The sequence below is a fragment of the Streptomyces durocortorensis genome (genome assembly GCF_031760065.1).
Taxonomy (GTDB): domain Bacteria; phylum Actinomycetota; class Actinomycetes; order Streptomycetales; family Streptomycetaceae; genus Streptomyces.
The window spans coordinates 2688542-2707857 of record NZ_CP134500.1 but is presented as its reverse complement, the minus strand read 5'-3'; the positions used below and the strand labels follow the sequence as shown (position 1 = coordinate 2707857).

Genomic DNA, 19316 nt, shown 5'->3' with positions numbered 1-19316 from the left:
GCGGGCATCCGGCGCACCAGCCCGGACGGATCACGTCACGGCCCCGACGCATATCCAGACCTCAGGACGCCAGAGGTCGGTATTCACGGTCAGCCCCTACGGCCTCATGATCCGCCGGACACTGCCTGGCCCTCCAGGTCGACCTGAGCCTCAGCCCTCCAGGTCGACCATGTCCTTCGCGGCGGGCTTCTTCGCCACGACCGGCACGTCGAAGTCGGAGAGGTTCATCGTCATCGGTTCCTCGCCGCCCTTGGACGTGACGCGCAGGAGATACGGCTCGCCCTCGGCGGCGACGTCGAAGGTGAACGTCTCCTTGCCGTCCTTCTCCGTGAGGCGCAGGGCCGGCTTGCCCGTCACCTCCGAGGGGCCCACCTTGCGAGCGGCGTTGTCGGTCGCCTCGAACTCCTTCAGGATGGCCTTCAGATCGCAGAACTCGGTCGCTTCCTCGGCGTCCGGGTCCGAGGCCTTCGACTCCATCCAGCGGCCCGCTATCAGCTTGACCGCCGCGTCGATGTCGGCCTTCGGCTCACCCTTCCCCTGTTCGCGCAACAGGGCCTCGTCGAGCTTCGTGTAGACCCTGTCGCCGGTCTTGATGACCTCCATCGTGCCCGTACCGCCCATGCTCATGGTCCCCGTGCAGTCGCCGCCCAGGCTTGTGGCGAAGTCGGCCTTGATCCGGCCGTCGGAGGTGGTCATGTCGAGGCCGATCCGCAGGGACTTCACCTTGCTCGTGGCCGTGAGGGCCTTGTTGGCGACCTCCGGCCCCGACTGGTTCGCGAACGGCCCGGTCTCCTCTGGCCCGGAGCCCGCGCCGCATGCGGCGAGGCCGAACAGCGACAGCGCGCAGACGGTGTTGACGGAAATGCGGGTGATGAGACGCATGGTCAGGGCTCCGGGGAGAGGGGCGCGGGGCGCCGAACAGAGTGAGCGGAAGTGGCCCGGTGAGGACGGGTCAATAACAACAGAAGCTGTGAACCGAGTCAACACGGTTCACGAGTGACGGGTTGGGTAATGGTCTTTGTGGGTGTGGTGCGGGAGAGTCGCTATGCTCGCGGGCAGGCAGTGCGCGGACGTACTACGTGGACAGACCAGGGAGAGAGCCAGTGCCGGAGAACTCGACCGAGGTCACCGCGGCCGGGATCGCGCGGCTCGCGGGGGTGGGGCGTGCCGCCGTCAGTAACTGGCGCCGCCGCCACGCCGATTTCCCCCAGCCCGTCGGTGGCACCGGCGCCAGTCCGTCCTTCTCGCTGCCCGAGGTCGAGCAGTGGCTGCGCGACCAGGGGAAACTTGCTGAGGTCCCCCTCCGCGAGCGGGTCTGGCAGCAGGCGGCCGGACACCCGGCAGGGGCCGTCGAGGCACTGATCCACACCGGCTGCGCCCTGCTGCTCGTCCGTGACCGGCCCACCGCCTGGCTGGAGCTCACCGCCGCCCCCGACGAGCGGATGGCCGCCCTCCTGCCGCACGCCCTGGAGCACGTCCTCGCGGACCGCCTCGGCCCGGCCGCTCCGGAGCCCGAGGCCGACCGTGCTGTGCACACTGACCGTGCTGTGCATACCGACCGTGTTGTTCACACTGACCGTGTTGTTCACACAGACCGTGTTGTTCAGATCCCCACCGCGAGCGCCCTCCTGCCGTCCGTACCGCTCCTGCGCGCGGCCGCCGAACTGGCCGCCGGGATCGGGGCGGGGCAGGTCTTCGAGTTCCTGCTCGGGCGGCAGCTCGACGCCAACCCCCGTCAGTACACGCTGACTCCGCCGCATCTCGCCGCGCTGATGGCCGCCCTGGCCACCCCCGCGAAGGAACCGGGGCGGGCTCCCGGCGGCAGGCAGTCCGTCCGTACGGTCCTCGACCCGGCTGCCGGGACCGGCGCCCTGCTCCGCGCGGTCGACGGCCCCGCGGCCTTGTACGCCCAGGAGGCCGACCCCGCCCTCGCCGCCCTGACCGCGCTGCGCCTGGTGCTGTACGGCGACGGTCCCGGGGGGGACGCCCCTGCCCGGGTCGTGCGCACCGGCGACACCCTGCGCGCCGACGCGTTCCCCGGGCTCGCCGCCGACACGGTGCTCTGCCACCCGCCCTTCAACGAACGCAACTGGGGCCACGACGAACTGGCCTACGACCCGCGCTGGGAGTACGGCTTCCCCGCCCGCACCGAGTCCGAACTCGCCTGGGTCCAGCACGCCCTGGCCCGCCTGCGCGACGGCGGCACCGCCGTCCTGCTGATGCCGCCCGCCGCCGCCTCCCGGCGCTCCGGCCGCCGCATCCGCGCCGATCTCCTGCGCCGGGGAGCCCTCCGCGCGGTGATCGCCCTCCCGGCCGGGGCGGCGCCCCCGTACGGCATTCCGCTCCACCTCTGGGTCCTGCGCAGGCCGGAGGCCGACGTCCGGGCCGGTGCGGACCTGCTCCTGGTCGACACCGCCGACCCCGCGGGCTCCGCCGCTGACCCGGGCGCCGGGCCCGGCAAGGCGGTGGGCGGCGGTGGGCGCGACCGGCTCGACTGGCCCGCCGTGCACACCGCCGTGCTCGACGCCTGGCGCGACCGGGCGGACCTTCCGGGCGTCAGCCGCGTCGTGCCCGTGGTCGCCCTCCTCGACGACGATGTGGACCTGACCCCGGCCCGCCATCTGCCACGGCCCGCGCCCGGAGGCGCGTCCGGACTCGGAGAGGTACGGGAGCAGCTCGCCGAGACGCTCCGGCTGACCGCGCGCCTCACTCCACCGCCCGCCGAGCCCTCGGCCCCCGCCCGCCGCCCGCTGACCACCGTCGGCGAACTCGCCCGCGCCGGGGCGCTGTCGCTGCGCACCGGCAATGCCTTCCCGGGCGGCGGCGGGGGGCCCGTCCTCACTGAGCACGACGTCCTCACCGGAACCCCGGCCGCCCCCGCCGGAACCGGAACCGGAACCGTCGACCCCGCAACGCCCTCCGCCCCCGCAACGCCCTCCGCCCCCGACGAACCCGTCCTGCTCGAACCCGGTGACGTCGTCGTGCCCGTGCTCGGCGGCGGGGCCGTCGTCCGGGTCGTCGACGAGGCCGACGCGGGCGCAGCCCTGGGCCGCAACCTCCAGCTGCTGCGGCCCGATCCGGCCGCCCTCGACCCGTGGTTCCTCGCCGGGTTCCTGCGCGGCACCGCCAACAACCGACAGGCCAGCAGCTATGCCTCCACCGCCGCCCGGCTGGACGCCCGACGCCTCCAGCTGCCCCGGCTGCCGCTGGCCGAACAGCAGCGGTACGGGGAGCGGTTCCGCGCCCTGGCCGCCTTCGAGGACGCACTGCGGACGGCGGGGCGGCTCGGCGGGCTGCTGGTCCAGGGGATGTACGACGGCCTGACGGACGGCACGGTCGCGCCGGGCTGAGGCCCGGCGCACAGCTCGTGCGCGGCCCTCGTGTACACCGCCCGTGTGCGGCGCTGGCGCACACTGCTCGGCACACGCTCGTGCACACCGCTCGTGCACAACGGTTGGGTACATCCGGGGACGGCCTGTCGGTGTCGGTGTATACGCTCACTGCACACGTCCGACATACGCCCCCAGGAGCAGCACATGCACGGCTACGGCTATCCGCCGCAGCAGCCGCCGACGCCCCGGCCGTCCTCGGGGACGCTCGTCGCGGTGCGCGTGATCCTTGTCGTCGTGACCGTCCTGAGCTGCGGTCTGCTGGGCTGGGCGGCGATGCTGCGGCTCGCGATCGTCACCCGCAGGCCGCGCGACTGGGTTCTGCTGGCGGTCGTGGTCGTCCTCAACGCCGGGCTGTTCGCCTTCATCATGGCCACCCCGGACGACCCCGACGAGATGACGGACGCCCAGGCGCTGATCCTTTTCTTCTGGCTCGTCGGCGTGCTGGCCGGAGTTGTCGCCTACTACCTGTACGCGGAAATCCGCCACTACAGCACCCCGCAGCCCTACAGCGGCCCCGTGCAACCCGTGCAATCCGTGTCGCCCGTGCACCCCGTGCACCCCGCGTACCAGCAGCCCAACCCGTACACCGTCCAGGCCCCGCCGCCCGCCCCCGCGCCCCGGCGCCTCGACCAGGTGCGGGCCGAGCTGGACGAGCTGAGCGACTACCTCCGCAAGGAGGGCGAGGGTCGGTGAGCGGGCGGATCATCGCCGACCGGTACGAGCTCGCGACCATCCTCGGCCAGGGCGGCATGGGCCAGGTGTGGACGGCGTACGACCGGCGGCTGGACCGCCGCGTCGCCGTGAAGCTGCTGCGCCCCGACCGGGTCGCCGGGCCCACCGGCAGCGACGCGGCCGACGAACTGCGCCGCCGGTTCGTCCGCGAGTGCCGGGTCACCGCGCAGGTCGACCACCCGGGCCTGGTCACCGTGCACGACGCGGGCAGCGACAGCGAGGACCTCTACCTCGTCATGCAGTACGTCGAGGGCGCCGACCTCGCCGACCACCTGGCCGAACAGGACCCGTACCCCTGGCCCTGGGCCGTCGCGGTCGCCGCCCAGCTCTGTGCCGTCCTCTGCGCGGTGCACGCCGTGCCGATCGTCCACCGCGACCTCAAGCCCCGGAACGTGATGGTCCGCCCCGACGGCACCGTCACCGTGCTCGACCTCGGTGTCGCGTCCGTCCTCGACACGGACACCACCCGCCTCACGCACACCGGTTCACCGATCGGCTCCCCGGCCTATATGGCCCCCGAGCAGGCGATGGGGGGCGCGGTCGGCCCGTACACCGACCTGTACGCACTGGGAGTGCTGCTGCACGAACTGCTCAGCGGCGACGTGCCGTTCGCCGGGTCCACCGCGCTCGGCGTCCTGCACCGCCACCTCTACGAACCGCCGGTCCCGGTCCGCCGCGCCCGCCCCGAGATCCCCGCCGCGCTGGAGGCGCTCGTGCTGCGGCTGCTCGCCAAGGACCCGCAGGCCCGGCCCGCCTCCGCGCAGGAGGTGTACGAGGAGCTGGCCCCGCTGCTGCCGAAGCACGGGGCTCCCGCCGGGCCGCTCGACCCGACCCGCCCGTTCCTGCGGCCGCACGCCCCGTGGCCGGACCGGGCCGCCGCGGCGGCCGCTATGGCGCCCGCTGCCACCCCCGCGCCCACGTCCTTCACCGGCGCGTCGCCCGCCCCGACCCCGTCCCCGGTCGCCTTCGGATCACCCGCGCAACCCACCCCCGTACCGCAGCCCACCCCCGTACCGCAGCCCGCCCGGCCGGACGTGGCGCGCGCCGTGGACGAGGTGAAGCGGCTGCTCGGCGAGGGGCGGATCACGCAGGCGGTGGACATCCTCGGCGCGACCCTCCCGGCCGCCGCCGCCGAGCACGGCGAGCACTCACCGGTCGTCCGTATCCTGCGCAAGCAGTACGCCGCGACGCTGATGGACGACGGGCAGTACCGCCGCGCTCTGCCCGAGCTGCGCCGCCTCACCGAGGACCGCGCCGCCGAGGCGGGCCCCGCCGACGCCCAGGTCCTCCAGTTCCGCTACGACGCCGCCCAGTGCCTCGAACAGCTCGGCGAATCCGTGGCCGCGCTCGGGGAGTACCGCGCGGTACTCCCGTACTACGAGAACGCCTACGGGGGCGCCACCTCCGACCCCGGCCGGGCCCTCGACATCCGGCATCGCATCGGACAGCTGCTCCTGGCGGTCGGCGACCACACGGCGGGCCGGGCCCAGCTCCAGTCGCTCCTGTACGACGCCGAGCGCACCTACGGGCCGCACCACCCGCTGCCGGCGGACCTGCGCCGCCTCCTCAGCCACCAGCGGGACGTCCGCGGCGGCTGAGGGCGGCACCCGTCCCCGGCCACATCCCCAACTCCTCCCGAATCGTTGGTCGAATCAGTGGCACAGGCCACATCCACTGCCTAACATCGATCACCGCAAGGCTTTGTGCACCGATGCACAAACTCTCCCCGGGAGGCTCCTTTGCACCGCCGTCATCGCACCGCGCTCTCCATCCTCGCCGCAACACTCGTCGCCGCGCCGCTCCTTTCGGCCTGCGGCAACCAGGCCCACCCCGGCGCCGCGGCCGTCGTGGGCGGCGAGCGCATCGAGGTGTCGGCGGTCCAGGCCCAGGCGGCGGACGTCCGCAGCGCCCAGGAGAGCTCCCCGCAGGCCGTCCAGCTGGTGAACAAGTCGGGCCAGCTCAACCGCGCCAAGCTGCACGGGCTGATCTTCAGCCGCATTCTGGACCGGGCCGCCGAGGACGCCGGCGTCACGGTCACCCGCAAGGAGATCCAGGAGATGCGGCTCGCCAACCGCGCGCAGTACGGCGGCGAGGAGCAGCTCCGGGCGATGATGCTCCAGCAGCGCTGGGTCGCCCCGGACCAGATCGACGCCGACATGCGCCAGGAGGTCCAGCTCCCGAAGCTCGCCGAGGCGCTCGGCGCGGACCTCGGAACGCCTGCCGGGCAGCAGGTCGTCGGCGAGGCGCTGACCAAGGCGTCAAAGGCGCTCGACATCGACGTCAACCCGCGCTTCGGCACCTGGGACGACCAGAAGATGCAGCTCGGCAACTACAGCGCGCCCTGGATCAGCCAGGTCACCACGTTCGCCCCGCAGGACCCCCAGGCGGGCGCCTGAGCCGACGCGGAGCCGTCCGCCGGGGCCCGGGAGCCCGGGGTAGGTTCGCAGGGTGAACGCCGAAGCCCCCGCCGCCCCCGACAGCTCGCCCGACACCGGCCGTATCGTCCTGCTCACCGCCAGCCACCGGGTCGCCCCCGGGCTGCTGTCCTGGCCCGCCTGGCAGACCCTGCACGCGGCCGACCGGGTCCTGTGCACCGACCCGGACCAGCCCCAACTGCCCTACCTGCGCGAGGCGGGCGTCCGCGTCGAGCAGGCCGCCCCCTCCGCCGACGAGCTGGTCGCCGCCTGCGCGGGCGGGCGGAGCGTGGTCGTCCTGGTCGGCGGCGAGGGCGACAGCCGTCTGACCGACGGCCTGGCCCGGCTCGGCGGATCGGGCCGGGTGGCCATGCCGGACCTGGAGCTGCTCCCCGGCTCGTACGACCTGCCCGGCGCCCGCCTTCTGGACCTGGTCCAGGTCATGGACCGAATCCGCCGCGCGTGCCCCTGGACCTCACGGAAGACGCACAAGGGCCTCGCCAAGTACGCGATCGAGGAGGCGTACGAACTGGTCGAGGCGATCGAGGACGGCGACCGGGACGAACTGCGCGAGGAGCTCGGTGACGTCCTCCTCCAGGTCGTCTTCCACGCGCGCATCGCCGAGGAGCATCCCGAGGAACCGTTCGACGTGGACGATGTCGCGGGCGGCCTCGTCGAGAAGCTGATCCACCGCCACCCGCACGTCTTCGGCGACGAGAGCGCCGAGACCCCGGAGGACGTCCACGCGCACTGGCTGCGCACCAAGGCGATCGAGAAGCAGCGCACCTCGGTCACCGAAGGCGTCCCCCTCGGACAGCCCGGCCTGGCCCTCGCCGCGAAGCTCGCGAGCCGTGTCCGTACCGCGGGACTCACGGTTCCCCTGCCCGTCGGCGACACCATCGGCTACGAGCTCCTCGCCCTCGCCGTGCGCGCCGAGGCGGACGGCGCCGACCCGGAGGCCGCCCTCCGCGCGGCGGCCCGCGCCTACCGGGACGCGATCGTGGCGGCGGAGGGCGAGGCGGGTTAGTACCGTGGCAGCAGGGGCTTTACGAGGGGCGGGGAACGGGTGTGGACGCTGAACTGGAGGCGCTGACGGACGCCTTGATGGGGGCGACGCTGGACGCCGAGTGGTGGCGCGAGGAGCCCGCCGGGGTGAGCGCACCGCTCGGGGACTTTCTCCGCCAGGTCCGGGAGTGGCAGCGCCTGGGGGACACCTCGCTCCAGAGGTCCGCCACCCGACGCAGGGTCAGGGCGATGCTCCAGAGAATGGGGAACGAGCACCCGGAGGAGACCGGGCGACTGCGTCGGATACTTGAGGACCGCAGAACGGCGGAGCTGCGCCGCGCTCGTGAGGTCGTGGCGCGGTGGCCCGCCGAGCGGGAGCCCTCACCCGCCGTAGGCGTCACCTCCACGCGCAACGCCGTCTCCGGCGGCACCTTCCACGAACCGGTGATCCAGGCCGGGACCGTCACCGGCGGCATGCACACCTACTACGGACAGCCGCCGCACTCCGGCCTGCCCCCGGTCACCGACTGGCCGCAGCTGGACCTGGCCGACCCGATCGACCTCGGCGTGCGCCGCCCGCGCCGTATCGCCGACGAACCGCCCCTGCCGCGGTACGTGGTACGGGACTGCGACCCCGGACTGGAGGCCCAGGTCCGGACGGCGGCGCGGAACGGCGGGCTGGTGCTGGTGACCGGTGAGCCTCTCTCCGGGAGGACCAGGACGCTCTGGTCCGCGCTGTTCACCAATCTCTCCGGCACGACGAGAGTCCTCACCCCGGTGCCGGGCACGGATCTGCGCCAGCTGCCCGCCGTGCTGCGCGCCCGGGGCGGCGCGGAGTGCGTGCTCTGGCTCGACGACCTGGACGGCCACCTCGGCGAGCACGGGCTGACCGCCGCCCTCCTCGCCGAACTCGTCCGCCTGCGCGTCCCGGTGCTCGCCACCATGAGTGACGAGGCGTACGACGCCCACCGCTTCGGCAGCCCAGCGCACGCCCGGCTCCTGAGCGGCGTGGAACCCGTCGAGCTGAGCACGGAATGGTCCCCGGCCGAGCAGGAACGGCTCGCGGCCGCCGCCCGCGACGACCTTCGCCTGGCGGGCGCGTACACACATCGCACCCGGCACAGCACCCCCGCGTACCTCACGGTCGGGCCGGAACTCCTGGGCGAGTGGCGGCGGGCCCGTCGGGCGAACGCGCACCCGCTCGGCCACCGCCTCGTGCTCGCCGCGATCGACCTGGCGCGCTGCGGGGTCGAGGCGGCGGTCCCGGTGGACGTGCTGCGCGCGGCGAGCGACCTCTACGAGAACGCGGTCCCGGGCGCCCCGCACGAGGACTTCGATCAGGCCCTCGCCTGGGCGTCCGGTATCCGTCACGGTGTCACGGGCATGCTCGTGCCCGGCGCGGAGGGCGGCACCTGGCGGGTGTACGGCTCCCTGATCGAGGACGCACGGGACGGTCTGCCGGGTTTCGGCCCTGTTCCGCTGGAGCTGTGGCCGCGCGCTTTCGAGGCGGTGGCGCGCGAGGACGCCGCGTCGCCCGCGGTGGACGTCGTCCTCGAATCCGCCCGCGCCGTCCTGGGGCCGCAGGCGGACAGGGACCCGGAGGCGCTGCTGACCCTCGGCCGCATCGAGGAGGAGTACGGGGACGACGCGGCCGCCGGGGTCTGGTTCCGCCGGGCCGCGGAGGCGGGCAGCACCGAGGCCGCGGGCCGGCTGGGGAGTCTGCTGTTCGACCGGGAGGACCTGGCGGCCGCGACCCCGTATCTGGAGGAGGCCGCGGAGAGCGGGAACGTCGAGGCTCAGCGGCTGCTGGGCATCGCCCTCGCCCAGCGGTCGGAGCACTGGCTGCGGGCGGCGGCGGAGAGCGGTGACGCGGTCTCCGCGTTCTGGCTGGGCGACCTGCTCCGGGGCGACGGGGACCACCAGTTGGCCCTGCACTGGTACCAGAGGGCCGCCGAGTGGGGCCGGGTGAAGGACGTCGCCTCACGCATCGGCTCGCTGTACTACTCCTGGGGCGATTACGAGGAGTCGGTGCGATGGCACCGGATCGCGGTGCGAGAGGGGGACAGCCAGGCGGTCAACGATCTCGGCCTGGCCCTGGAGCAGCGCGGTGAGACGGAGGAGGCGGCCCTCCTGTTCCAGCAGTCCGCCGAACAGGGGGATGCCACCGGGGCCAGCAACTTCGGCCTGCTCCTGGATGAACGGGGCGAACCGGAAGAGGCCCGGAAGTGGTTCGCGAAGGCCCACGAACTGGGTGACTACGCCGCGGCCTACCTCCTCGGGCGCTCCCTGACGGCGGAGAAGCGGTACGGCGAGGCCGAGGAATGGTTCCGCAAGGCCAAGGAGGTGGGCCATCACTACGCCGAGCGCGAGTTGGCCGACCTCAAGGCGGCGCGGGGCGGTGGCCCCCGGCTCGACGGCTCCACCGGCGGGACTCCGGATACCGTCAAGGAGTGAACGACAGCCCCGCCTGCCCCCATGCCGCTTCCCCCGAAGGTGCCCCCGAACTCTTCACCTGGGAGTTCGCCACCGACCCCTACCCCGCCTACGCCTGGCTCCGCGAGCACAGCCCCGTACACCGGACCGCGCTGCCCAGCGGGGTCGAGGCGTGGCTCGTGACGCGGTACGGGGACGCCCGGCAGGCGCTCGCCGACGCGCGGCTGTCCAAGAACCCGGCGCACCACGCCGAGTCGCCGCACGCCAAGGGGAAGACGGGCATTCCGGGCGAGCGCAAAGCGGACCTGATGACGCATCTGCTGAACATCGACCCGCCGGACCACACCCGGCTGCGCCGGCTCGTGTCCAAGGCGTTCACCCCGCGCCGGGTCGCGGAGTTCGCTCCCCGGGTGCAGGAGCTGACGGACCGGCTCATCGACGACTTCGTCGAGAAGGGGGAGGCCGATCTGATCCATGACTTCGCCTTCCCGCTCCCCATCTACGCCATCTGCGATCTGCTCGGCGTCCCGCGCGAGGACCAGGACGACTTCCGGGACTGGGCGGGCATGATGATCCGGCACGGCGGCGGTCCGCGTGGCGGGGTGGCGCGGTCGGTGAAGAAGATGCGCGGCTATCTCGCCGAACTCATCCACCGTAAAAGGGAGAATCCGGGCGACGACCTGATCTCCGGGCTGATCCGGGCCAGCGACCACGGCGAGCACCTCACGGAGAACGAGGCCGCGGCGATGGCGTTCATCCTTCTCTTCGCCGGGTTCGAGACGACGGTCAACCTCATCGGGAACGGCACCTACGCCCTGCTGCGCCACCCCGAGCAGCGCGCCCGGCTGGAAGCCTCCCTGGACGCGGGGGAGAGCGGACTGCTGGCCACCGGGATCGAGGAACTGCTCCGGTTCGACGGGCCGGTGGAGCTCGCGACCTGGCGGTACGCCACCGAGGCGCTGACCCTGGGCGGGCAGGAGATCGCCGCCGGAGATCCCGTACTGGTGGTGCTGGCGGCCGCCGACCGGGACCCGGAGCGGTTCGCGGAACCGGACACTCTGGACCTCGCGCGGAGTGACAATCAGCACCTCGGTTACGGGCACGGCATCCACTACTGTCTGGGAGCGCCGCTGGCCCGGCTGGAGGGCCAGGCCGCACTGGCCACGCTGCTGAAGCGGCTTCCTGGCCTGCGACTTGCGGCGGAACCTGCCGATTTGCGTTGGCGTGGCGGCCTGATCATGCGTGGACTGCGGACTCTCCCGGTCGAGTTCGAGCCCGGAAGCCGTCTCGGAAAAAGTGACTCGCTGTCAACTCTGTGACTTTCACGTGATCTGCGCTGCATCGACTTGTGACATGCGTTCGAGTCCCGCTAGGTTCACGGTTCGACGCGTCGGTCGCATGTTGCCCACGCGTCACTTGCGCACCGTGCATGCGCGGATTCCCGCGGCGCGGTGCTCAAGTCACTCGCTTGTCAGTCGCACGGAAGGCATACCCATGGGCTCCGCGAACGGCAGACACCGCCGCCCTCGCCAGGCACCCGCCATCGTCGTCGCCGCAGGCGTCACGGGATCGGCCATCGCCATCCCGCTGCTCGGCGCGAGCGGCGCACACGCGGCCGAGTCCGCCACCTGGGACCGGGTCGCGGAGTGCGAGAGCGGCGGCATGTGGAGCGCCGATCTCGGCAACGGCTACTACGGCGGGCTCCAGTTCTCGCAGGAGACCTGGTCGGCGTACGGCGGCACCACGTACGCGCCCCGGGCCGACCTCGCCAGTCGCTCGCAGCAGATCGCCGTCGCCGAGAAGGTCCTGGACGACCAGGGGGCGAAGGCCTGGCCGAGCTGCGCGGTGATCTCTGGCCTCGCGGTGGACGGCAGCCTGCCGGGAGTCGACCCGGGCACCGCGCCCTCGGGTGAGCCGACGTCAGCCCCGACCGACGGGACGGACGCATCCGGCGAGACGGGTGAATCGAACACGGTCGACCAGGCTGATGGAAGCGGCAGGGGCGACGGGGACGACAAGGACGACAAGGGCAATAAGGGAAGTAAGGGCGATACGCCTGATGCGTCCGCCGGTGCGGGCGACGCCGCCAAGGGTGACGGCGACGGCGGTGCGGGGGAGGAGAGCGGTGACCCCGCCCCCTCGACGACCCCTTCCGCCCCGCCGGCGTCCGAGGTGCCCGACGCCTCGGAGCCCTCCACCGCCCCCGACGCCTCGACGGGCGACGAGCGCGAGGCCGGCGGCAAGCACCGGGGCGCCCCCGCGCCCGAGGAGGCCGACGCCGCGGGCGGGGGCGGCCCCCGTGAGTCCGGCCGGCACGCTTCGCGGGGCGAGGGCGACGTGCGGGACGGCGGCGCGGCCGCCGGTGACTACGTCGTGCAGCCCGGGGACAACCTCTGGGCGATTGCTGACGCACAGAAACTTCCCCAGGGCTGGACCGGTCTGTACGAGGCCAACAAGGACCTCCTGGGCTCCGACCCGGACCTGATCCTCCCCGGTCAGAGCCTGGACGTGGGGCTGGGGCAGGGTGCTTCCGAGGCCGCGGGGGAGCCCGCCGCCAACTGATTCAAATTCGGGAAAACGCCCCGAAATCCCGGGCAGTTCAGAGGCCTATGTCCACTTTTGTGTAAGTGAGACATGGGTCTCTTTGCTTCAACTGACCCAGCTCGCCCGGCTCGTCCGCACGCATCGCCTCCGACCTGCGGAAACGGTCTGCCGCTCCTGGCGAGTTCGGGCTTATTGCCCCCTATGTCCATCTTTGAATGTCGGGGTTGCCTGTGTTTACGGTCGGAACCGCTCGCACCGCGGGCCCCGTCGACCGTCACGCCGAATCCTGCCGTCGGTCGAGGGGAACAGACGCGTAAGCGCCGTAGGCAGGAGCGGGGGAACCAAGGTAGGCCGCCGGATCCGTACGGGACCGGCTTGGGGTGAAGTCGTGCGAGCCGCGCGACCGGGCAACTCATCAGCCCGAACCCGACAGCTCACCTCGTAGGCGTCGGTGAGGAGATTCGTTCCATGCTGCTGAACAGCAAGGGCAAGCACCGCCGCCCGTCCAAGGCCGTCCGTCTCGCCACCCTCGCGGGTGTCGCCGGTGCCGCCGTCGCCGTCCCGCTGATGGGTGCGACCAGCGCTTCCGCGGCCTCCGTCGAGACCTGGGACGCCGTCGCCCGGTGCGAGTCCGGCGGCAACTGGTCCATCAACACCGGCAACGGCTACTACGGCGGGCTCCAGTTCTCGCAGTCCAGCTGGGCCGCCGCCGGAGGTACGCAGTACGCCCCGCGCGCCGACCTGGCCACCAAGGGCCAGCAGATCGCCACCGCCGAGAAGCTCCTCGACATGCAGGGCCCGGGCGCCTGGGCCTGCGCCGGTGCGGGCGGTCTCACCAACGACGGTGTGGACCCGGGTGTGAACACCGGCTCCGGCCAGGCGCAGCCCGAGCGCCAGGCCGAGCAGCCCACCACGCGCAGCGAGCAGCGCACCGCTCCGCAGGCCGAGAAGAAGGCCGAGAGCAAGGAGACCGTCACCACCCCGACCGGCGAGAAGGTCAAGAAGGGTGATGGCGAGTACGAGGTCAAGCCCGGCGACACGCTGAGCAGCATCGCCGAGAAGGAAGACGTCAAGGGCGGCTGGAGCAAGCTCTTCAAGCTCAACGACGACATCGTCGAGGACGCGGACCTGATCTTCCCGGGTCAGCAGCTCCACCTGAAGTAGAACGCCGTCTCTCCTCCCCGGAGGGAGGATGTCCGGCGGCCCCCTCCCTCGCACGGCTCCCCGGCCCGGCGCGCTCACCCCCGTGCGCGCCGGGCCGGGGTCTTTGGGCGTGCGGGGCGCGGGTGCGGCGTGCGCCAGGGGCCGGATGCGTTCACCTCTTGTCGGCAGCTTGCCGGCAGTACTTGTTACTGCTCAGTAGATTTTTGGAGTTTTGTCCCGTCATGCGGGTCCTTGGGTCCTTTTTCGTCCCAGGAGGCGGGCGGTCGGCCGGCTCACGCGGCCGGGCCGGTTAGGCTCGTGTCGCAAGGCCACAGTGACCCTGCACAACCAGTGTCATATCCCAGAAGGAGATGCCTCGTGCCGTCCATCGACGTCGTCGTAGCCAGGGAAATCCTCGACTCCCGGGGGAACCCCACGGTCGAGGTCGAGGTTGGCCTCGACGACGGCAGTACGGGTCGTGCTGCCGTTCCGTCCGGCGCCTCCACCGGTGCGTTCGAGGCCATCGAGCTTCGCGACGGTGACCCCAACCGCTACCAGGGCAAGGGTGTCGAGAAGGCCGTCCTCGCCGTCATCGAGCAGATCGGCCCGGAGCTCGTCGGGTACGACGCCACCGAGCAGCGCCTCATCGACCAGGCGATGTTCGACCTGGACGCCACCGAGAACAAGGCCTCGCTCGGCGCGAACGCCATCCTCGGCGTCTCGCTGGCCGTCGCCCACGCCGCCTCCGAGGCGTCCGACCTGCCGCTCTTCCGCTACCTCGGCGGCCCGAACGCGCACCTGCTGCCCGTTCCGATGATGAACATCCTGAACGGCGGCTCGCACGCCGACTCCAACGTGGACATCCAGGAGTTCATGATCGCCCCGATCGGCGCGGAGTCCTTCTCCGAGGCCCTGCGCTGGGGTGCGGAGATCTACCACACGCTGAAGAAGGTCCTCAAGACCAAGGGCCTGTCCACCGGACTCGGCGACGAGGGCGGCTTCGCCCCGAACCTGGAGTCCAACCGCGCCGCCCTGGACCTCATCGTCGAGGCCATCAAGGAGGCCGGCTACGTCCCGGGCCGTGACGTGGCGCTCGCGCTCGACGTGGCCGCCTCCGAGTTCTACAAGGACGGCGTCTACGAGTTCGAGGGCAAGTCCCGCTCGGCCGCCGAGATGACCGAGTACTACGAGGAGCTCGTCTCCGCGTACCCGCTGGTCTCCATCGAGGACCCGCTGTACGAGGACGACTGGGCGGGCTGGAAGATCATCACCGACCGCATCGGCTCCAGGGTCCAGATCGTCGGCGACGACCTCTTCGTCACCAACCCGGAGCGCCTGGCCCGTGGCATCGAGGAGGGCTCCGCCAACGCCCTGCTCGTCAAGGTCAACCAGATCGGTTCGCTGACCGAGACCCTGGACGCCGTCGAGCTGGCCCAGCGCAACGGCTTCAAGTGCATGATGTCGCACCGCTCCGGCGAGACCGAGGACGTCACCATCGCCGACCTCGCCGTCGCCGTGAACTGCGGCCAGATCAAGACCGGTGCCCCGGCCCGCTCGGACCGCGTCGCCAAGTACAACCAGCTGCTGCGCATCGAGGAGATCCTCGACGACGCCGCGGTGTACGCGGGCCGCTCCGCCTTCCCGCGCTTCAAGGGCTGACCCGTAGCCCCGAGACGGTAGCCTCCGCCCGTCCCCGCACCCGGTCCCGTACCGTGTGCGGGGACGGACGTGCGTAACGGGGAGGCGGGAGACATGGCCGGGAAGAACCGCGACCGGTTCTCCACCGCGACCAGGCTGCGCCTGCTCGGCGAGCAGACCGCGGCCCGCGTGTACCGCTCGCAGAGCCGCCGTCAGGCCCGTCGCTCCCGGCTCACCGGCCGGGCCGCGTTCCTCGCGCTGATCGTCTGCTCCCTGGTGGTGGCGCTCGCCTACCCGATGCGGCAGTACGTCTCCCAGCGCGACGAGATCGCCGAGCAGGAGCGGCTCTCGCGGCAGGCGGAGCGGCGCACCGAGGAGCTGCGGGACGAGAAGGCGCGGCTCCAGGACGACGCGTACATCATGCGGCTGGCCCGCCAGCACCTCCATTACGTACTCCCCGGGGAGACCGGCTACACCGTGGCCGACCCCGACGCGGCGAAGGACCGCCGTGGCGAGCCGGGGGCGAACGACCGCCCCTGGCACACGAACCTCTGGGACGGCGTGGACAGCGCCGACCGCGACTGACGTACCTACTTCATCCGACCTCCCCTCCGACGAGCTTCCGAGCAGAACCAAGGCAGGCATGGAAACGCCCCCTCCGCAGACCGAGTCCACCAAGCCCACCGACGCGGACATCGCCGCGTTCCAGCAGCAGCTCGGCCGTCCGCCGCGTGGCCTGCGCGCCATCGCGCACCGCTGTCCGTGCGGCAACCCGGACGTGGTGGAGACCCAGCCCCGTCTGGAGGACGGCACGCCGTTCCCGACGACGTACTACCTGACCTGCCCCCGGGCGGCCTCGGCGATCGGCACGCTGGAGGCCAACGGGGTCATGAAGGAGATGACGGCCCGTCTGGAGACCGACCCGGAGCTGGCCGAGGCCTACCGGGCCGCGCACGAGGACTACATCACCCGCCGCGACGCCATCGAGGTCCTGGAGGGCTTCCCGAGCGCGGGCGGCATGCCGGACCGGGTCAAGTGCCTGCACGTCCTGGTCGGCCACTCGCTGGCGGCCGGGCCCGGGGTGAACCCGCTCGGCGACGAGGCCATCGCGATGCTGCCGGAGTGGTGGGCCAAGGGCCCGTGCGTCACCCCGTGCACCGACTCCGAGGGGCCGGACGCATGACCCGGGTCGCCGCCGTCGACTGCGGTACGAACTCCATCCGGCTGCTCGTCGCCGACGCGGACCCCGCGACCGGCACGTTCACCGAGCTGGACCGGCGGATGACGATCGTCCGCCTGGGCCAGGGTGTCGACCGGACCGGCAGGCTCGCCCCCGAGGCGCTGGAGCGGACGTTCGCGGCCTGCCGGGAGTACGCCGCCGTGATCAAGGAGCTGGGCGCGGAACGCGTCCGCTTCGTCGCCACCTCCGCCTCCCGGGACGCCGAGAACAGCGACGCGTTCGTGGCCGGTGTCCTGGACATCCTCGGCGTCGAGCCCGAGGTGATCACCGGCGACCAGGAGGCCCAGCTCTCCTTCGACGGGGCGACCAAGGAGCTGGCCGGCGGCGACCACCTGGCGAAGCCGTATCTCGTCGTCGACATCGGTGGCGGCTCCACCGAGTTCGTCCTCGGCTCCGAGACGGTGGCAGCGGCCCGCTCCGTGGACATCGGCTGCGTCCGGATGACCGAGCGTCACCTGGTCGCGGACGGGGCGGTGGTGGACCCGCCGACGCCCGAGCGGGTCGCCGCGATCCGTGCGGACGTGGACGCCGCGCTCGACCTCGCCGCCGGAAGCGTGCCGCTCACCGAGGCGGCGACGCTCGTCGGCCTCGCGGGCACCGTGACCACGGTCGCCGGGATCGCGCTGGAGCTGGGGGAGTACGACTCCGAGGCCATCCACCACTCCCGGATCACCCGCGGCCAGGTCCGCGCGATCACCGAGCATCTGCTCCGGTCGACCCACGAGGAGCGCGCCGCGATCCCCGTGATGCACCCGGGCCGGGTCGACGTGATCGGGGCCGGGGCGCTCGTCCTGCTCGCGGTGATGGAGCGGACCGGCGCCCACGAGGTCGTCGTCAGCGAGCACGACATCCTCGACGGCATCGCCTGGAGTGCGGCGGGCTGACCCGGGCCGACCGCTCTCAACCGCTCGGCCACCTGCGCCGCGAGGAAGTTCGTGAACTTCTTCACAAGGAATTCGGCCCTGTCGGGTGCAGTTCGGCCTCTCGCGGGCCGTACGGGTCGCCCGCAGGGCCGTAACGAACGGTTCCGGACATGTTCCGTACGCATTGCGCGCGCATGGAAGGGGGCGGTGGTTCACCCGGTCCGGAGGGCCAAGGGCCAGCTCACAAGCGGTGAACAACGTCTTCCGCGGGGTCGTGGTTCCCTTTTGTGCCCATGACCTGGGTCACGTGGGCGGCGAAGTGTAGCAGAGGGCCACTCAATCCTTGTGAAGGGGCTCACGAGCACCCCCTCCGGGCGGGGTGGATACTCGATGGCATGAGCACCACGGAGCGTCCCAGGATCCTCGTTGTAGGCGGTGGGTACGTAGGCCTGTACGCAGCTCGTCGCATTCTGAAGAAGATGCGGTACGGAGAGGCGACCGTCACGGTCGTCGACCCGCGGTCGTACATGACGTACCAGCCCTTCCTCCCCGAAGCTGCCGCAGGCAGCATCTCGCCTCGGCATGTCGTCGTCCCGCTGCGACGCGTGCTGCCCAAGGCTGAGGTTCTCACCGGTCGTGTCACGACCATCGACCAGGACCGCAAGGTCGCCACGGTCGCGCCGCTCGTCGGCGAGGCCTACGAGCTGCCCTTCGACTACCTGGTCATCGCGATGGGCGCGGTCTCCCGTACCTTCCCGATCCCCGGCCTCGCCGAGCAGGGCATCGGCATGAAGGGCATCGAGGAGTCCATCGGCCTGCGCAACCACGTCCTGGAGCAGCTGGACAAGGCTGACTCCACGACCGACGAGGACGTCCGCCGCAAGGCGCTCACGTTCGTCTTCGTGGGCGGCGGCTTCGCCGGTGCGGAGACCATCGGCGAGGTCGAGGACATGGCCCGCGACGCGGCGAAGTACTACACCAACGTGAAGCGCGAGGACATGCGCTTCATCCTGGTCGACGCCGCCGACAAGATCCTTCCCGAGGTCGGCCCGAAGCTGGGCGCCTACGGCAAGGAGCACCTGGAGAGCCGCGGTGTGGAGATCTACCTCTCCACCTCGATGGACTCCTGCGTCGACGGCCACGTGGTCCTGAAGAACGGCCTGGAGGTCGACTCCAGCACCATCGTGTGGACCGCCGGTGTGAAGCCGAACCCGGCGCTCGCCCGCTTCGGTCTGCCGCTCGGCCCCCGTGGTCACGTGGACACCTCCGAGAAGCTCCAGGTGCAGGGCACCGACTACATCTGGGCCGCGGGCGACAACGCCCAGGTGCCGGACATGGTCGGCCGCCGCGCGGGCAACCCGAACGCCTGGTGCCCGCCCAACGCCCAGCACGCGCTGCGTCAGGCGAAGGTCCTCGGCGACAACGTGATCTCCGGTATGCGGGGCTTCCCGCAGAAGGAGTACAGCCACGCCAACAAGGGTGCGGTCGCCGGTCTCGGCCTGCACAAGGGCGTCGCGATGATCGTCATGGGCAAGGTGAAGATCAAGCTCAAGGGCCGTCTCGCCTGGTACATGCACCGCGGCTACCACGGCATGGCCATGCCGACCTGGAACCGCAAGATCCGGATCTTCGCCGACTGGACGCTGGCGATGTTCCTCAAGCGCGAGGTCGTCTCGCTCGGCGCCATGGAGACGCCGCGCGAGGAGTTCTACGAGGCCGCCAAGCCGGCCCCGGCTCCGGCCGCCGCCAAGCCCGAGGGCGAGAAGGCCAAGGCCTCCTGACCTCCCGGTGAGGCAGCTCCGCAAGGAGCACACCCGTACGACGCCCGAAGGGGCCGTCCGCCATCCGTGGTGCGGACGGCCCCTTCGGCGTTCCCGGGCGCTGTCTGTGCCGTTCGTACACGCTTTGCCGA

General features: G+C 71.8%; 15 protein-coding genes and 1 riboswitch. Of the genes, 14 read left to right on the top strand and 1 reads right to left on the bottom strand.

The genetic code is table 11. The features are described from left to right. Positions 1 to 150: 150 nt before the first annotated feature. Positions 151 to 882, bottom strand: coding sequence for a hypothetical protein (locus tag RI138_RS11860; RefSeq protein ID WP_311119886.1), 732 nt, complete (start codon positions 880 to 882; stop codon positions 151 to 153). A 221-nt stretch (positions 883 to 1103) separates the two neighbouring features. Between RI138_RS11860 and RI138_RS11855 the strand changes: the two genes are divergently transcribed. The 14 genes from RI138_RS11855 to RI138_RS11790 all read left to right on the top strand — a co-directional run bounded on the left by RI138_RS11855 (position 1104) and on the right by RI138_RS11790 (position 19185). Beyond that, positions 1104 to 3350: an N-6 DNA methylase gene (locus RI138_RS11855; RefSeq protein WP_311119885.1), complete on the top strand. Its 2247-nt coding sequence runs from the start codon at positions 1104 to 1106 to the stop codon at positions 3348 to 3350. A 186-nt stretch (positions 3351 to 3536) separates the two neighbouring features. After that, entirely contained in the window at positions 3537 to 4085 is a 549-nt protein-coding gene (locus RI138_RS11850) for a hypothetical protein (RefSeq protein ID WP_311119884.1), read from the top strand. Further along, positions 4082 to 5722, top strand: a complete 1641-nt coding sequence (locus tag RI138_RS11845) for a serine/threonine-protein kinase (RefSeq protein ID WP_311119883.1) — start codon at positions 4082 to 4084, stop codon at positions 5720 to 5722. Before RI138_RS11850 ends, RI138_RS11845 begins: the two co-directional genes overlap by 4 nt. A 141-nt stretch (positions 5723 to 5863) precedes the next feature. Beyond that, positions 5864 to 6520, top strand: coding sequence for a SurA N-terminal domain-containing protein (locus tag RI138_RS11840; protein ID WP_311119882.1), 657 nt, complete (start codon positions 5864 to 5866; stop codon positions 6518 to 6520). 52 nt (positions 6521 to 6572) lie between these two features. Further along, entirely contained in the window at positions 6573 to 7565 is a 993-nt protein-coding gene (locus RI138_RS11835; RefSeq protein WP_096626997.1) for a nucleoside triphosphate pyrophosphohydrolase, read from the top strand. A gap of 41 nt (positions 7566 to 7606) precedes the next feature. Further along, positions 7607 to 9997: a tetratricopeptide repeat protein gene (locus RI138_RS11830; protein ID WP_311119881.1), complete on the top strand. Its 2391-nt coding sequence runs from the start codon at positions 7607 to 7609 to the stop codon at positions 9995 to 9997. After that, positions 9994 to 11295, top strand: coding sequence for a cytochrome P450 family protein (locus tag RI138_RS11825; protein WP_311119880.1), 1302 nt, complete (start codon positions 9994 to 9996; stop codon positions 11293 to 11295). The genes RI138_RS11830 and RI138_RS11825 overlap by 4 nt, the downstream gene beginning before the upstream one ends. Before the next feature lie 175 nt (positions 11296 to 11470). Further along, positions 11471 to 12538, top strand: coding sequence for a transglycosylase family protein (locus RI138_RS11820; protein WP_311119879.1), 1068 nt, complete (start codon positions 11471 to 11473; stop codon positions 12536 to 12538). Positions 12539 to 12828: 290 nt separating this feature from the next. Beyond that, positions 12829 to 12983, top strand: a riboswitch (cyclic di-AMP (ydaO/yuaA leader). A 5-nt stretch (positions 12984 to 12988) separates the two neighbouring features. Continuing rightward, the gene (locus RI138_RS11815; RefSeq protein ID WP_311119878.1) at positions 12989 to 13684 is read left to right on the top strand and encodes a transglycosylase family protein; all 696 of its coding nucleotides are present in this window, start codon (positions 12989 to 12991) and stop codon (positions 13682 to 13684) included. Positions 13685 to 14041: 357 nt separating this feature from the next. After that, positions 14042 to 15322, top strand: coding sequence for a phosphopyruvate hydratase (gene eno / locus RI138_RS11810; RefSeq protein ID WP_096627001.1), 1281 nt, complete (start codon positions 14042 to 14044; stop codon positions 15320 to 15322). A 93-nt stretch (positions 15323 to 15415) separates the two neighbouring features. Then, the gene (locus tag RI138_RS11805) at positions 15416 to 15886 is read left to right on the top strand and encodes an FtsB family cell division protein (protein WP_096627002.1); all 471 of its coding nucleotides are present in this window, start codon (positions 15416 to 15418) and stop codon (positions 15884 to 15886) included. 58 nt (positions 15887 to 15944) lie between these two features. Next, on the top strand, positions 15945 to 16484 hold the full coding sequence (locus RI138_RS11800) for a DUF501 domain-containing protein (protein WP_096627003.1): 540 nt from the start codon (positions 15945 to 15947) through the stop codon (positions 16482 to 16484). Beyond that, positions 16481 to 17425: a Ppx/GppA phosphatase family protein gene (locus RI138_RS11795; RefSeq protein WP_311119877.1), complete on the top strand. Its 945-nt coding sequence runs from the start codon at positions 16481 to 16483 to the stop codon at positions 17423 to 17425. Before RI138_RS11800 ends, RI138_RS11795 begins: the two co-directional genes overlap by 4 nt. Positions 17426 to 17799: 374 nt before the next feature. Then, positions 17800 to 19185, top strand: coding sequence for an NAD(P)/FAD-dependent oxidoreductase (locus RI138_RS11790; protein ID WP_030730565.1), 1386 nt, complete (start codon positions 17800 to 17802; stop codon positions 19183 to 19185). Positions 19186 to 19316: the final 131 nt, after the last annotated feature.